General features: G+C 47.0%; 12 protein-coding genes and 2 tRNA genes. 8 read left to right on the forward strand and 6 right to left on the reverse strand.

The annotated features are described in order from the left end of the window. Positions 1-172 precede the first annotated feature (172 nt). Positions 173-562 (forward strand): BlaI/MecI/CopY family transcriptional regulator, encoded by a 390-nt coding sequence (locus HHX48_RS05540; protein ID WP_191023018.1) that lies wholly within the window; start codon positions 173-175, stop codon positions 560-562. Next, positions 555-1,736, forward strand: coding sequence for a M56 family metallopeptidase (locus tag HHX48_RS05545; protein WP_191023020.1), 1,182 nt, complete (start codon positions 555-557; stop codon positions 1,734-1,736). Before HHX48_RS05540 ends, HHX48_RS05545 begins: the two co-directional genes overlap by 8 nt. Before the next feature lie 25 nt (positions 1,737-1,761). On the opposite strand, the gene HHX48_RS05550 is transcribed toward HHX48_RS05545, so the two are convergent. The 3 genes from HHX48_RS05550 to queE form a co-directional block, all read right to left on the reverse strand. Further along, entirely contained in the window at positions 1,762-3,372 is a 1,611-nt protein-coding gene (locus HHX48_RS05550; RefSeq protein WP_191023022.1) for a GAF domain-containing hybrid sensor histidine kinase/response regulator, read from the reverse strand. Positions 3,373-3,504: 132 nt separating this feature from the next. Further along, complete coding sequence (locus HHX48_RS05555) at positions 3,505-4,398, reverse strand: amino acid ABC transporter substrate-binding protein (RefSeq protein WP_397541063.1); 894 nt, start codon at positions 4,396-4,398, stop codon at positions 3,505-3,507. A 28-nt stretch (positions 4,399-4,426) separates the two neighbouring features. Next, on the reverse strand, positions 4,427-5,074 hold the full coding sequence (queE, locus tag HHX48_RS05560) for a 7-carboxy-7-deazaguanine synthase QueE (RefSeq protein WP_191023024.1): 648 nt from the start codon (positions 5,072-5,074) through the stop codon (positions 4,427-4,429). Positions 5,075-5,192: 118 nt separating this feature from the next. Between queE and queC the strand changes: the two genes are divergently transcribed. After that, entirely contained in the window at positions 5,193-5,858 is a 666-nt protein-coding gene (gene queC, locus HHX48_RS05565; RefSeq protein ID WP_191023027.1) for a 7-cyano-7-deazaguanine synthase QueC, read from the forward strand. A gap of 55 nt (positions 5,859-5,913) precedes the next feature. On the opposite strand, the gene HHX48_RS05570 is transcribed toward queC, so the two are convergent. The 3 genes from HHX48_RS05570 to HHX48_RS05580 form a co-directional block, all read right to left on the reverse strand. Then, positions 5,914-6,849, reverse strand: a complete 936-nt coding sequence (locus HHX48_RS05570; RefSeq protein WP_191023029.1) for a LysR family transcriptional regulator — start codon at positions 6,847-6,849, stop codon at positions 5,914-5,916. A 167-nt stretch (positions 6,850-7,016) separates the two neighbouring features. Continuing rightward, positions 7,017-9,032, reverse strand: coding sequence for an excinuclease ABC subunit UvrB (uvrB, locus tag HHX48_RS05575; protein ID WP_191023031.1), 2,016 nt, complete (start codon positions 9,030-9,032; stop codon positions 7,017-7,019). After that, on the reverse strand, positions 9,029-10,336 hold the full coding sequence (locus HHX48_RS05580; protein ID WP_191023673.1) for an MATE family efflux transporter: 1,308 nt from the start codon (positions 10,334-10,336) through the stop codon (positions 9,029-9,031). The genes uvrB and HHX48_RS05580 overlap by 4 nt, the downstream gene beginning before the upstream one ends. Before the next feature lie 1,090 nt (positions 10,337-11,426). Between HHX48_RS05580 and HHX48_RS05585 the strand changes: the two genes are divergently transcribed. The 5 genes from HHX48_RS05585 to rsxC form a co-directional block, all read left to right on the forward strand. Then, positions 11,427-11,503: transfer RNA gene (locus tag HHX48_RS05585), tRNA-Asn, on the forward strand. A 26-nt stretch (positions 11,504-11,529) separates the two neighbouring features. After that, positions 11,530-11,606, forward strand: a tRNA-Asn gene (locus HHX48_RS05590). Between the two features lie 240 nt (positions 11,607-11,846). Next, positions 11,847-12,428, forward strand: coding sequence for an electron transport complex subunit RsxA (gene rsxA, locus HHX48_RS05595; RefSeq protein WP_191023033.1), 582 nt, complete (start codon positions 11,847-11,849; stop codon positions 12,426-12,428). Beyond that, complete coding sequence (rsxB, locus tag HHX48_RS05600; RefSeq protein WP_191023035.1) at positions 12,428-12,997, forward strand: electron transport complex subunit RsxB; 570 nt, start codon at positions 12,428-12,430, stop codon at positions 12,995-12,997. The genes rsxA and rsxB overlap by 1 nt, the downstream gene beginning before the upstream one ends. Before the next feature lie 2 nt (positions 12,998-12,999). After that, positions 13,000-15,431 (forward strand): electron transport complex subunit RsxC (gene rsxC, locus HHX48_RS05605; protein ID WP_223858072.1); only part of this gene is annotated, 2,432 nt, incomplete at its 3' end.

Below are 15,431 nucleotides of genomic sequence, written 5' to 3' on the forward strand. Positions count from 1 at the left end.
TTTCATCAAAAGCCCGGCATTCATTGCCGGGCTTTTTTTTAATTTTTCGCCTTCGCACTCACACCTCACTAAGCACCTGGCCGTTCAATAATCACTCAAAATAATTCTTGCAATTATTGATTACAGATGTAATCTAAAAGAAAGACTACAAGTGTAATCAAGAGGTGAAAGAATGGCTCCTTCCTTAAAACCAGAAATATCCAGTGCTGAGTTTGACGTCCTTGATGTCATCTGGGATGACCACCCGGTAACGTCCAGCGAAGTAGTAAATCGCTTAAATGAGCGAAAGCCCTGGCATGATAAAACGGTAAAAACGCTGTTAGGACGCTTAGTCAAAAAACAGGTTCTGGGATTTGAGAAGCGCCAACGGCAATACTTGTATCACCCACTTATTGCACGGGAACTTTACGCTGAAAAGGAAACGCAGCATTTTGTAAAGCGATTGTTTAAAGGAAAGGTGGCTCCTCTTGTCGCCGGGTTTGCAAACCAGAGTAACCTCTCAAAGCAGGATGTTGATGAGCTTAAAGCTTTCATAGAAGCTTGGGAAAATAAACATGATTGAATGGATCCTGACCCAGCAAGCGCCATTATCCGTCAGCCTTATTGTCTTGGTCTCTCTGGAAAGCCGCTTTGCTGAAAAGCTAAGTGCCAACTTCATGTATCGGCTGTGGTTGCTTGTTCCCGCTATTCTGATACTGAACAATATACCGGCCGGCATCATCTCGCTACCGGCAGAGAATATTAGCTATTTTGTTGTGGGCACAGAGCCAACACTGAAACAAAGTGACATCAGCTGGCTGCTGACTATCTGGTTCGGTGGCGCGGTGGCGCTGATCTCCTATATCCTTTATTTTCATTTTCGTATTTTCCGGACACTGGTACCCACCGATCATAAGCGCCCTCAGGTTTATACCTCTGCGAAAATTAGCTCGCCTATGTTATTTGGTACGCTCAACCCCAGAATTCTGGTGCCTGCGCAGTTCTCGTCACAATTTAATTTGCAGGAACAAGCGCTGATTTTAAAGCACGAAAATATGCACTGGCGTCACTACGACCATATCTGGAATTTTCTTGCTTTATGTTTGCTGATCACCTTTTGGTTTAACCCGCTTCTATGGCTGGCAGTGAAATCATTCAGAACCAGTCAGGAGATAGCCTGCGATGCTGCGGTGCTAAAACGCAGTTCACCTGATGAGAAATATACGTATGCAAAAGCACTTGTGCAGTGTGCTGAGCATTCCTCACGACACATTACTCTTTACCCTACACTAAGAGATAAAAGTACAATGCTTAAACGTCTACATGCGATTAAAAACCCTACAACAATTAATAAGGCCACAATCATTGCGTCGGTTCTTGTAGCGGGTGCGTTATGTACCAATACCGCGCTGGCAAAATTCTCAACGCCACCGATTGAACACGATGAGGTTAATAAAGCTGCACCAGTAAAGCGTGTGAACCCGGTTTATCCGCAACAGGCGATGAACAATGAGATGGAAGGTGAAGTCGTACTACAGTTTGATATCACAGAAAGTGGTGCTACTGACAATATTACCGTTGTTCAATCATCACCGGAAGGTGTCTTCGACAAAAGCGCAGTTAATGCACTGAAACAATGGAAATATAAGCCCCGTATTCAGGGCGGTGCCGCGCAACGTCAAAACGGACTGTTGGTTCAGCTGGATTTCAGGCTCGGCCCACCTGAACCGACGGAAGATGACAACACAGCAAAATAATGGAAGGAGGCTAAGCCTCCTTCCATTATTTTTGCGGCACAAAAGCAGTAAGTACCTCTATCAATCTGGTTTTGTCGATAGGTTTGGTAATAAAACTTTGAATGCCACGCTTATCATTTTGACTGTCATCAGCCTCGAATACATCCGCCGATAATGCAACCACCGGGGTTGATATCCCAAGTTTGCGAATCTGTGCGGTTGCTTCCCAGCCGTTGATTCCCGGAAGATTTAAATCCATAAAGATTAAATCATAAGATTTGGACCGGGCCATTGAGACTCCCTCTTCGCCAGTTTCAGCTAAATCAATAGCAATGCCTAATGAGTGAAAAACAGCCTTTGCCACCTCCTGATTAATGAGATTGTCCTCAATTACCAGTACCGCAGCTTCTTTATCAAAGATGCCGGGACTTGCCGCCCTGCTCTCGTCTTTGCTGGTACCTGAGGTAAGAGGAAGGTCAATTTCAACTGTCGTGCCCACACCCAGTTCGCTTTTAAGATGTATATCTCCCTGCATTAGCGCAACCAGTGCTTTGGTAATAGCTAACCCAAGGCCACTGCCCTCAGTTTCTTTATATTTGCCCACCTGGGTGAATTTATCAAAAAGCAGTGAAACATCTTCCTGGTCGATCCCAACGCCATTATCCGAGACAATGAGAAACAGCCGCTGCTCACTACAGTGAACGGTAAGCGAAACCTTGCCACCTGCGGGTGTAAACTTAATAGCATTACTGAGCAGATTCAAAATGACCTGACTGAGCTTCGACTCATCATAAAATAATACAGGGGGAACGTTCTTATCCAGCGCAATGGTAAACTCAACGCCTCGCTGCTGCGCCCTGGGTTTCATCATGCCACGTAGTGAGTCAACAAAGTCTCTGGTATTAATATTCTGAGCAGAAATATCCATCTTTCCTGCTTCGATCTTATTTAAATCCAATACAGAGTTCACCAGATCAAGCAGCCGCTTACCGCTGTAATTAATGTGAGTCATGTACTCTTTAAACATAGCCGGAACTGATACCCCTTCGGCCTCCTCCAACATCAGTTGATTCAGCGTAATAATCGCGTTCAGCGGCGTTCTGAATTCATGGCTTATGGTAGACAAAAAATCTGTTTTACGTTCATTTGCCTTATCTAACTGCCGTACTTTAAGACGTAGCTCAAGCTGTGATACCACGGCTCGTCCCAGAATAGCGAGCGCTTCTCGCTGGTGGGCATTTAATTGCTGAGGTTGATCGCTGATGGTACAAAGCGTTCCTATCGCATGCCCTGCAGAGGAAATAAGTGGCGCGCCGGCATAAAATCGTATATTGGGATCGGATGTCACCAGCGGATTATCGCAAAACCGATCATCCTTATGCGTATCAGGTACCTCGAAGATGTCGTCTTCGAGAATAGCGTGAGCGCAAAATGCGATATCTCGGCTGGTTTCTGATGCATCAAGCCCGACTTTGGATTTAAACCACTGACGTTTTGCATCCACCAGGCTTATCAACGATATAGGTGTACCGCATATTTGTGACGCGATACGCGTAAAATCATCAAAAACATCTTCAGCGTCAGTGTCAAGAATGTCGTACTGATATAACGCTTCCAGACGTTCGCTTTCATTTTTCGGTTCGGGGGCGATACGCATACAGCAGGCTACTTAAAATGAAGTTGATAGAAAGCTCGTGTTCACACTATAGACCTGTTAATCTCTGATGCCAGTCATCGGTATAACTTACTGTTGACTAAAGCGCCTCAGTCAGCTGACTGCAGACCACCGTCACCGGTTTACATTTGTACCGCGAGGCTGATGCCACAACGCTTTATCTTCAAGCGGTGTTTCTTCAGGTAATGCCGGATTATCCAGCATAAAGATTTGCCGTTTGTCGAGCTCAAGCCTTTTGAATGTTTCCTGATAAGTAGACTCGAACAGCGCATCAAACGAGCCATCTTCAATAGCGCGTTGTAAGCCTGTCTCGATAAGACGTGCCAGAGTCGGATTTCCCCGGTTTACGAAAAAGTACATTGCCGTGGGATAGTACAATGCCAGGCGCTTTTCCAGCACAATATCGGCAGGCAGTGTGCCACTTTCAAGCTCGCTGATTACTTCAATTACCGAACGAGGAAAAAAGCTGGCCTGGCGTGTTTGTAATATCCCCATGGCCTCTTCGTACTCTGGCACCGTAAAGACATTGAACCCGTTTGCCTGAAGGATTTTTGTATCAGGCCACTCCTCCCCCTGTACAGGCGTCATTGCTCGCAGGCCAGACTTGGAGTTAATCTGGCTAAACTGAGCCAGCTGATTTTTAGTTGTCAGAAAAACCCGCCAGCCAATCAGTCCTTTTGCAATGGGAATACGGATAGGAAGCAAGTCTCTTTCCCGCTGCACATCGGTCATGCTCCATACCACATTCACTTCCCGGTTTTCTTTTAAGCGACGCAGTGCCTTACCCTGTAATAAAATACGCTCGGAAGGTAACAGTGAGTACTTAACGCCGGTTTTTTCTAATGCCAGTGTCAACAGTGCCACCGGGTATTCTGCGCGCATATCATTTTCGCTCAGGGGACGCGGGTACGTTATAGACCAGAGGGCTGCCTGAGCAGGCCCCGCGTGTAGCATCACCCAGGCAAGCAGCCCGATGTACATCCCTTTAAATCGATGTCCAAAAAGCATTTTCCACTCCTGGCAAACTTAGCTTCATTTATTCAATACCGATGTATTTATGTGTTTGCAACGACAAACGCCAGTTTCGCGAAATACACGTTTTTATTGCAAGATCCGTGGCGCGCTCCTGCTGACTTATTGGCTGCAGACAGATATGCGGGCAGGCATTATCTAGCTGAGCCAATAACGCATCAAGTTCATCAATATGCTTTTGCATTGCCACCGGATGCTTTATTTCATTGGCGCGATTTAACGCACTTTTTAAAACCGGTAACCCGCCCTTCATATCGACTTTAGGTGACACTGTCACCCATGTCTCAGGAGCACAGCGAACCTCATATGTGCCACTGGTTTCAATCTGAGTTGTGAAACCATTATCGTGAAGGAGCCGTGTCACCTCAACTAAATCATACATACAAGGTTCACCACCGGTAATAACGACGTGTTTTGCCTGATACCCCTGCTCATTAAACAACGCCAGAATTGCCTGTCCGTCTGTATTGAAAAACGCTTCGCTTTCTTTGGTTTTGGTTATTACGTTTTCGGAGGTTGTCAGAAAAGCATCATCCAACGTCCAGGTATGCTTGGTGTCACACCATGGACAACCGACCGGGCACCCCTGTAGGCGGATAAAAATTGATGGCACCCCGGTATAAACCCCTTCACCCTGGATGGTCTCAAACATTTCGTTAATACTAAGTTGCTGCGCGCCCAATCTATTCCCCTGACTACAAGTTCTCTTGCAATTTTACCAAGTTTCGTTAAAAGTTGCGGTCATTATTTATAATTACTGGTAAACCATCATGTCTGAAAATGTTGTGGTTATTTATTCTGGTGGCATGGACTCGTACACCGTGCTCAACAAGGCGATTCGGGAAGGAAAAACTCCCCATGCACTTTCTTTTAATTACGGGCAGCGACATAAAAAAGAGCTCGATTATGCTGCACGGGTGTGTAACCGCCTGAGTATCCCGCATAAAGTTGTCGATATATCCAGTATTAACAGTTTGGTGGGTGGCTCTGCCCTTACCAGTGATATTGAAGTGCCAGAAGGCCATTACGAAGAGCCTTCAATGCAGACTACCGTGGTACCAAACCGCAATATGATCCTGCTCTCACTGGCAATCGGCTATGCGGTCTCTCTGGAAGCGACTAAAGTGTATTATGGGGCCCACTCCGGTGACCACGCCATTTATCCCGACTGCCGTCCTGAATTTGTTGAGAAGATGAACAGTGTGAGCAAAATTGCCAACTATACGCCGGTAGAGATTGTCACGCCCTATTTGCTTGAAAGTAAAACAGCAATATTGGCAGACGGGTTGTTTATGGGTCTTGATTACAGCGAAACCTGGACATGCTACAACGGACGAGAAAAGGCGTGCGGAAAATGCGGTGCGTGTCAGGAGCGTCTTGAAGCATTTGCCGATAACGGGGCAACGGATCCGCTTCATTATGAAAATATCAGCTAACTGAATTAATCCCGGGCGACAGTCAACAAGAATGCTGCCCGGGGCTTTATACTTGTCAGGCGTACTGCTTCTGACTTTCTGAAATAAAGTAGCTTAGTTCTTTAATACAGTGTCGTAAGACCGGGTTAAGCCGGGTATTTTTACCATTCATAACGAACAATTCGTGTTCGAAATTGAACATCGAGCCTTGCGCAATAGGCACCAGTCCCAGACTCGCTCCCTGCTCTTTAGCAATAAAGTCCGGCAATAACGCAATGTATTCACCGGTCATGATTGCAGACATAGCCGCATCATAAGAGTCAGAGAATGTCTGAATGGCCAGACGACGGTCATCTTCAATGTAATTACCAGAAGACAGGCCAGACAGGCCTATAGCCGGAAAATCTTCTATTTTCACATCGTCCGGCAAGGGCGTATCACGGTATTTTGCTAAAGGATGACTCGGTGAACAGTAAAGACGCCCTTTACACTTCACGCCGATAGGATGAAAAGTCACAGATTCAGGCTTAACCATGTCGTAGGTAGATATTACCAGATGGCATTCGCCGGACAATGCTACGTGTTCCACTTCATTGTACAGGCGCGTCTGGATATTGACGTGAATGTCATCAAACTTTTTCATGGTACTTTTCACAGCCTTACTGACAGCAAGCTGAATTGATAGCGGTAACCCGGCCATTAGTACCAGTGTGATATGCCCGGAATAGTCATCGTGTAATGACTTCAGGTTAAAGACAAAGTTGTCGAACGCATTAAATATTCGTTTGGTTTCCTGAAATACCACTTCGCCTTCTTTGGTCATTTGAAATCCACCACGCCCGCGATGACAAAGTACCAGGTCCAGTCGCTCTTCCAGTTTTTTGATGGCCGCGCTGATGTTAGGACGTTGCATTCGAAGTACAGGCTCTGCAGCAGTAAAGCCATTACAGCTGGCCACAGCATAAAAAACCCGCAGAAGCTTGATGTCTGACTCTTGAAGTCGGTTTAACATGGAGTCACCATTTTATAGGTATAGTTATAGATACTCAAAAACCCATAATAGGCAACAGTGAAAGGGATTACAACGGGATTTTTTAAGTTTATTGAACTTGGTAGCTAAAAGAGAAGCTGGAGTGACTGAGGCAAGCGTATTTTTACCAATACACTTGCCCGCACTTTTTAAGAAATGGACACCACCTGTTTGCGCAGTTGCTCAATCTCATCACGTAGGGAGCCAGCTTTTTCGAACTCCAGTTCTCTGGCATGCTCAAACATCTGTTTTTCCAGTTCTGTAATTTTAGCCATCAGATCGGTGGCATTCGCCGGATGCTCACCTTTTTTCTTCTCGCTGACTTTGCGCAATCTCACCTTGCCCGACTTGCCATCGCTGCTATCACCAATATCCATAATGTCGGTGATCGGCTTATTCAGACGCTGTGGTGTGAGACCATGTTCGGTATTGTAAGCCTTTTGCTTTTCACGACGACGATTGGTTTCATCCATCGCCTTTTGCATCGACTGAGTCACGGTGTCTGCGTACAATATTGCCCGTCCATTGATGTGCCTTGCCGCGCGGCCGATGGTCTGTATCAACGAGCGCTCCGCGCGCAGGAAACCTTCTTTATCTGCATCAAGAATGGCAACCAGCGACACTTCCGGCATATCCAGTCCTTCACGCAGCAGGTTAATGCCCACCAGCACGTCAAACTTTCCTAATCGCAAATCACGGATTATTTCCATGCGTTCGACCGTATCTATATCAGAGTGCAGATATCTGACTTTCACGCCATGCTCGTTGAGATACTCACTCAAATCTTCAGCCATGCGCTTGGTGAGTGTCGTGATAAGCACGCGCTCATCCACTTTCACGCGTTTATGAATCTCAGACAGCACATCGTCGACCTGGGTGGCAACCGGGCGAACCTCTATCTCCGGATCCAGCAAGCCGGTCGGTCTGACAACCTGCTCAACGATATCTCCGTCACATTTTTCAAGCTCGTATTTACCCGGTGTTGCCGAGACATAAATGGTTTGGGGCGAAATTTGCTCAAATTCATCAAATTTCAGCGGACGGTTATCCAGCGCCGATGGAAGGCGGAAACCATATTCTACCAGCGTCTCCTTACGCGAACGATCGCCTTTATACATGGCGCCCACCTGCGACACGGTTACATGTGACTCATCGATAAACATAAGTCCGTCAGCCGGAAAGTAATCCAGCAACGTTGGAGGGGGTTCGCCGGGAGCACGTCCTGACAGGTAACGGGAGTAGTTTTCAATGCCGGAGCAATAACCCAGTTCGAGCATCATTTCTATGTCGAATTGCGTGCGTTGAGATATCCGTTGCTCTTCCAGCAGTTTGCTGACCGACTTCAGTTGCTCCTTGCGCTCTTTAAGCTCTTCTTTTATTCGCTCTATAGCATCCAGAATTTTTTCGCGGGGCGTGACGTAATGCGTTTTTGGAAAAACAGTGGCTCGTACCACACTTTTTTCTACCGCACCGGTGAGAGGATCAAAGAGACTGATCTTATCAATTTCCTCGTCAAACAATTCCACTCTAACAGCTTGTTTTTCAGAGTCAGCAGGGAATATATCAATTACATCGCCTCTGACACGAAAATTACCCCGCTCAAACGCCAGATCGTTTCGGCTGTACTGCAACTCAGCTAAACGCCGCAGGATATCGCGTTGATCCATGGTGTCGCCCTGTCGCAAATGCAGCAGCATCTTCATGTAAGATTCCGGATCACCAAGGCCATAAATAGCAGAAACACTGGCTACAATCACAACATCCCGTCGCTCCATCAGCGCCTTTGTCGCGGACAACCGCATCTGCTCTATATGATCGTTAATCGATGAATCTTTCTCGATAAAGGTATCTGTGCTGGGAACGTACGCTTCCGGCTGATAATAATCATAGTAAGAGACAAAATATTCGACGGCGTTATTGGGGAAAAATTCTTTCATCTCACCATATAATTGGGCGGCAAGCGTCTTGTTATGTGCAAGAATCAGCGTGGGTCGCTGTACCGACTTGATAACGTTGGCCATAGTAAATGTTTTACCAGACCCTGTTACTCCCAACAGCGTTTGAGCAGCGAGCCCACTTTCCAACCCGTCGATTAATGCATCAATCGCTTTGGGTTGATCCCCAGCTGGCTGATATTGAGAAACCAGTTCGAACCCTCGGCTCATAAAGTCACTTCTTCCTCACTGGCGACTGACCGGGCCTTCTGCCTTATCAGTGCGCGTTTAAACGAAATAAATGAAACAACAGCCATTAAGATGTTGGCCACGACATTCCCCCAAAATAATCCGGGAATGTTGAACAACAGGCTACCTGCGTATGACACTGGTACGAACAACACAAACAGACGGATGATACTTAGTACCAGCGCAGTCATTGGCATGTGCATCGCATTAAAGGAAGAGCTCGTCAGTATTACAACGCCCTGCATGCCGTATCCCAGCGGAACGATAGCCAGGAACAGCGTAATTAATTGTGCGACCTCCTTTTCATTGGCGAATATTCCCGCTATCCAGTCAGACAATAACCACAGTAAGATATAAACAATAAGCTGCCAGACTAATATGAACTTAAGCGTAATCTTGTAAGCCGCCTCAACACGATCGTGGAGATTGGCTCCCACATTCTGACTGATAAGGGGCGGCAGCGTCATTGATAAGGACAAAATGATAATACTGGCTATTGATTCGAGGCGATTACCGACGCCCCATGCTGCCACCGCTTCAGCCCCGTAGGTAGCAACCAGGCCTGTCATAACCGCGCCGGCAATCGGAGTGAGCATATTGGCACCGGCTGCCGGTAAACCTATTTTCAGTACATCACGGGCGCTTTTTATGAATTCAGTGAGGGTAAGCAGCCGTGGCACCATCAATTCGCGCCGCACTGCTAACAGCCAGATGATCCAGGCGGCACCAAATAACCAGGCAACGAAAGTCGCAACTGCCGCGCCCTGGATTCCCATAGCCGGGACCGGGCCAAAACCAAATATAAAGATAGGATCCATGGCAGCGTTGAGCGCACCGCCCGACGCCATGATAATACTGGGTGTTCTTGTATCGCCACAGGCGCGCAGCACACTATTACCCACCATCGGTAAACTTAAAAACACGCTGGACAAGTACCACACACTCATATAATCCCTTATATAAGGCAATAAGTTGTCACTGGCATTAAGCAGCTGGAAAATAGGATCGATCAGCACATAACCGATTGCGGCCAGGACGCTTACCAGTATTACAGATAGCATCAATGAACCGGTAGCATGTAGTTTGGCTTCTTTCTTCGCGCCTGCGCCTAACAGTTTGCCAATAATAGCCGATGTCCCTATCCCCAGCCCTATATTAAGGCTGATAACAGTGAACGTAACCGGAAAGGTAAAACTAATTGCCGCGAGTTGCTCAGTGCCAAGCAAACTGACGAAAAAGGTATCCACCAGCCCGAAACTCATCATCATTACCATACCCAGAATCATAGGCACCGTCATTCGACGCAGTGTTTTGCCGACCTCTCCCTCGGTAAGATTCTCGTTTCGTGTTTTGGTGATTTTCTTCACGACTTTCCTATGTAAGCTCAAAGGTGACTATTACACAGCAGTCATCAATGTATTAAAAGTCTTATTCGATAATGAGACTATTTTTCACTGCCGCTGAAAGCAGATAAGAAAAAAGTCTGTATCTGAATGTGAACAATTAAATTTATGAAGTAACAGCGCAATGGCGAATGAACACGATAAAAACAGACAATAAAGGACAAAACGCCTTGTAATGATGTCACTATTTATCGTACTTACGCAGTGTTTCAGTTAGATAACACTTTTTTTGTAGCTTTGAAATCGCAACATTGGCGGTAATTCATTTCCATCGATACGTTAAATTGTGAACCGCGCGTGTTAAAAAAGTGTAATCAAAGGCTTATAGCGCTGTAATTGTGGGTAGTTATCCAGCGCTGGCGTTGAAATAACACACAAGCACTATGATGTCTAATGGATCTTCAACTGATCTACATTAAGATCAATTGTAAGATTTTAACCTACTGATTATTCGATATTTCTCTAAGAAGATCTCAACCTGAACGCTTTTGGTCCGTCAACTGGATCACCAGTAATCGGAGAGTTCAGGCGCACTATCAACATAGTTATCCACAGTTTTAGTGGATAACTAAGCTAAAGCCAGTAATCACGCGGATTTTTGGCATCCCTGAGAAATAACGTGTAAGTGATGACTAACCTTTTAAACAGTAGAATTAGGTTACAGTTTTGCGACACACTGTATGTATTAACAGTTAAAAAGATTTATTTAATAGTATTTTATTAACGTTTCCTCTTTTTTAGTTATAAGCCAACTTGTCCTTAATCTGTCCCTGTCTGTAAAATAAAAAAAAGCTGCTTTACGAGTAGGTTATAGCGTCTGATTAGAGTTTAAACGGTACTTTTGATTATTTGATGCAAAATCGAGCTAAAACAGGCAAAAAAGACACTTTTTGAACAGTTAGAAAAAAATCGCACTAAGTTTGTTGACAGCGACACGGATGGTCTTTAATATTCGCTCCCGTTGAAAAGCAGGTCCCCCTTAGCTCAGTTGGTTAGAGCGACGGACTGTTAATCCGCAGGTCCCCCGTTCGAGTCGGGGAGGGGGAGCCAACTTTTCAATGATAAAGAGTATCTGCTCCCCCTTAGCTCAGTTGGTTAGAGCGACGGACTGTTAATCCGCAGGTCCCCCGTTCGAGTCGGGGAGGGGGAGCCAGTCTCTTTATATTTCAATGCCTTCTTCCGCAAAAAATCTTTTTCAAATTCAGCGTTACTGTCTCATTTACATACAATTTTCTATTATCTGCTGACAGATTAAATAACCTTAGTCTTATCAAGTTGTTAATCGCTCTACAAACAGCGATAATAGGCACTCATAATTTGAGGCTAATCCTCTGTCAGATGTCTGGCGAATTCAAACGCCCCCTTTGAACTGCGTGGAGCATCAGTTAGCAACATGACCGATTTTCTTTTGCTACTTGTTGGAACAGTACTGGTCAATAACTTCGTATTGGTGAAGTTTCTTGGTTTGTGCCCGTTTATGGGCGTCTCAAGTAAACTTGAAACCGCCATCGGTATGTCCATGGCGACCACGTTTGTGCTCACGCTGGCGTCTGTATCAAGCTATCTGGTAGAAACCTATATTTTGCAGCCGTTGGGTATCGGCTATTTGCGTACTCTTGCTTTTATCCTCGTGATCGCAGTTGTAGTGCAATTCACTGAAATGGTGGTGCACAAAACCAGCCCTACCCTTTACCGTTTACTGGGTATTTTTCTTCCCTTAATTACCACTAACTGTGCTGTACTTGGTGTGGCGCTGCTCAATCTGACAGAACAGCATAACTTTATGCAAAGCCTTGTCTACGGATTTGGCGCGGCGGTAGGCTTCTCTCTGGTGCTTATCCTCTTCGCCGCCATGCGGGAACGACTCGCAGCAGCGGATGTACCTACACCATTTAAGGGTGCATCTATCGCGATGGTCACCGCAGGGTTGATGTCGCTGGCATTTATGGGCTTTAGCGGATTGGTGAAATTGTAATGAGTATGACGGTTGCACTCATAGCCATTGGATTGCTGGCGTTAATTTTCGGGCTGGTATTGGGTTATGCCAGCGTGAAATTTAAAGTGGAAGGCGATCCTCTGGTTGACCAAATCGATGAGATTTTACCTCAGACGCAATGTGGTCAGTGCGGTTATCCCGGATGTCGGCCTTATGCAGAGGCTATCGCGAATGGGGATGAAATTAACAAATGTCCTCCAGGTGGTGAATCAACCATCAAAAAGCTGGCAGATCTTATGGGGGTTGAGCCCAAACCACTGGACGCTGCCCACGGTGAAGAAGACGAGAAAAAAGTTGCGTTTATTCGTGAAGATGAATGTATCGGCTGCACAAAATGTATTCAGGCATGTCCGGTGGATGCAATTCTCGGCGCGGCAAAACATATGCACACTGTGATTACCGAAGAATGTACCGGGTGTGATTTGTGTGTCGACCCCTGCCCTGTCGATTGTATTGATATGGTCCCGGTATCTCCCACTACCACTTCATGGACATGGGATTTTGATAAAACGCCAAAAGGCGATATACCGGTGAAGGTGGTGTCATAGTGATGAGCACCAGTTTTGAACAAATCGTGAATAAGTTAACAGCGGGAGATCTTTATGATTTTCCGGGCGGCGTGCATCCTCAGGATAAAAAATCCATTTCGAATCAAGAGGCAATCAGACGCGTACCGCTGCCTGAAAAGTTAATTATCCCTGTCCGACAACATGTTGGTACAGAGGGACGCCTTGCCGTCAGTGTAGGCGATAGCGTGAAAAAGGGGCAGGCCCTGACCAGCAGCTCCCATCCTTTTGCCATTCCGGTACATGCGCCAACCTCAGGGACGGTGACAGATATTGGTCAGCACATTACGGCACATCCCAGCGGCCTGCGCGAGCAAGCAATCGTTATACAACCTGATGGAGAGGAAGCCTGGACAACACTTTCGCCGTTGTCAGACTACGCGTCCAGAGAACCCGCCTCAGTGATTGAAGCACTGTGTGATGCTGGCATCTCAGGTATGGGCGGAGCTGGCTTTCCAACCCATATTAAGGCGAGCGGTACTAAGAAAATTGAGTTTATCGTCATCAATGGCGTCGAATGCGAGCCTTATATTACTGCCGACGACCGTCTGATGCGTGAGCACGCCTGGCAGATCAGACAAGGCGCTGATGTGCTGTCTCACCTGGTCAGGCCACAGCTTATTATCGTGGCGATAGAAGACAATAAACCAGAGGCGCTGGAGGCGATGAAAATCGCCTGTAAGGACAACCCGGCTATCCAGGTTGTCTCTGTGCCGACTAAGTACCCTGCTGGAGGTGAAAAACAGCTTATACAGGTACTCACCGGCCGCGAGGTCCCCCGGGACGGCTTGCCGGCAGATATCGGCGTGCTCATGTTTAACGTGGGTACCTGCTATGCGATTGCCGATGCCATATTTCATGGTAAACCACTTATCGAGCGGGTTGTTACCCTGACCGGTGAGGCCGTGGAAAAGCCGGGGAATGTGTGGGCGTTAATCGGCACGCCGGTTAATCATCTGTTAGGCGTTGCGCACTATAACAGTGGCAAACAGAAAGATCCGCAAGTGGTAATGGGAGGGCCTATGATGGGGTTCACTCTCAACGATGCTGATGTGCCTGTGGTTAAGATTACTAACTGTCTGCTGATACCCGGTAACGGCGAGCTGGTTGATGATACCCATGAGCGAGCGTGTATAAGATGCAGCGCCTGTGCTGACGCCTGCCCTGCTACATTGTTACCTCAGCAATTATTCTGGCATGCCAAGGCCCAGGAATACGAGAAGGCACAAGAGTACAATCTTTTTGATTGTATCGAATGCGGAGCATGTGCCTACGTATGTCCCAGTGAAATACCGCTAGTACATTACTACCGACAGGCTAAATCTGCTATCCGGCAACAGCGAGATGAAAAAGCCCGGGCAGAGAAAGCCAAAGAACGTTTTGAGGCGCGTAAAGCGCGCCTTGAACGTGAAAAGATAGAGCGCGAGGAAAAACACAAACGCGCCAAAGAGGCCAGAGCAAAAACCGCGTCTGCTGGTGCGCCTAAAGACAAAGTTGCTGCGGCACTGGCAAGGGCCAAGTCTAAACGCGCTGAAAGCGTTACTACAGCGCCTGATGACGCTCCACCGCAATCAGACAAACAAGCAAAGGTTGCTGCTGCGATAGCCCGAGCAAAAGCTAAAAAAGCTGAGCAAGCCCCTCAACAGACTGATGCAGAACACATTCAACAGGCGTCAATGCCAGCAACTGATGACGTGATTAGCGAGCCTGAGAAAACAGAAAAGCAAAAACGCGTGGCCGCAGCTGTCGCGCGTGCTAAAGCCAAAAAAGCACAGCGTGGTAATTCTGAGGCACATAGTTCTGAGTCTCAGATGACAGAAACATCGTCACAGGATGTACAACCATCTGAGTCTGAAACTGCTGAAAGCGAAAAACAAAAACGCATTGCCGCTGCGGTAGCACGCGCTAAAGCCAAGAAAGCCCGGCGCGACAATTCTGATGCCCAAGGCCAGACCGATGCAACATCTACAGACACACCGTCACAGGACTCCCAGCCCTCAGAGCCTGATAGTGAAGATAGTTCAGTGAATACTGAGACTGCAGAGGGTACAGAGAATGCCAAGACTGAGAAGCAACAGCGCATTGCCGCTGCGGTAGCGCGCGCCAAAGCAAAAAAAGCCCAGCGCGACAATCCCGATGCTCAGAGCCAGACCGATACAACATCTACAGACACACCGCCACAGGACTCGCAGCCCTCAGAGCCTGATAGTGTAGATACCTCAGTGAATACTGAGACTGCAGAGGGTACAGAGAATGCCAAGACTGAAAAGCAACAGCGCATTGCCGCTGCGGTAGCGCGCGCCAAAGCAAAAAAAGCCCAGCGCGACAATCCCGATGCCCAGAGCCAGACCGATACAACATCTACAGACACACCGCCACAGGACTCGCAGCCCTCAGAGCCTGATAGTGTAGATAC

It is taken from the genome of Salinimonas profundi, assembly GCF_014750655.1.
Lineage (GTDB): Bacteria > Pseudomonadota > Gammaproteobacteria > Enterobacterales > Alteromonadaceae > Alteromonas > Alteromonas profundi_A.

Bases quoted from the DNA above. Each gene is read 5' to 3' on its own strand.
- HHX48_RS05540 (WP_191023018.1), top strand. From the start codon at position 173: ATGGCTCCTTCCTTAAAACCAGAAATATCCAGTGCTGAGTTTGACGTC.
- HHX48_RS05545 (WP_191023020.1), top strand. From the start codon at position 555: ATGATTGAATGGATCCTGACCCAGCAAGCGCCATTATCCGTCAGCCTT.
- HHX48_RS05550 (WP_191023022.1), bottom strand. From the start codon at position 3,372: ATGCGTATCGCCCCCGAACCGAAAAATGAAAGCGAACGTCTGGAAGCG.
- HHX48_RS05555 (WP_397541063.1), bottom strand. From the start codon at position 4,398: ATGCTTTTTGGACATCGATTTAAAGGGATGTACATCGGGCTGCTTGCC.
- queE (WP_191023024.1), bottom strand. From the start codon at position 5,074: ATGTTTGAGACCATCCAGGGTGAAGGGGTTTATACCGGGGTGCCATCA.
- queC (WP_191023027.1), top strand. From the start codon at position 5,193: ATGTCTGAAAATGTTGTGGTTATTTATTCTGGTGGCATGGACTCGTAC.
- HHX48_RS05570 (WP_191023029.1), bottom strand. From the start codon at position 6,849: ATGTTAAACCGACTTCAAGAGTCAGACATCAAGCTTCTGCGGGTTTTT.
- uvrB (WP_191023031.1), bottom strand. From the start codon at position 9,032: ATGAGCCGAGGGTTCGAACTGGTTTCTCAATATCAGCCAGCTGGGGAT.
- HHX48_RS05580 (WP_191023673.1), bottom strand. From the start codon at position 10,336: ATGATTCTGGGTATGGTAATGATGATGAGTTTCGGGCTGGTGGATACC.
- rsxA (WP_191023033.1), top strand. From the start codon at position 11,847: ATGACCGATTTTCTTTTGCTACTTGTTGGAACAGTACTGGTCAATAAC.
- rsxB (WP_191023035.1), top strand. From the start codon at position 12,428: ATGAGTATGACGGTTGCACTCATAGCCATTGGATTGCTGGCGTTAATT.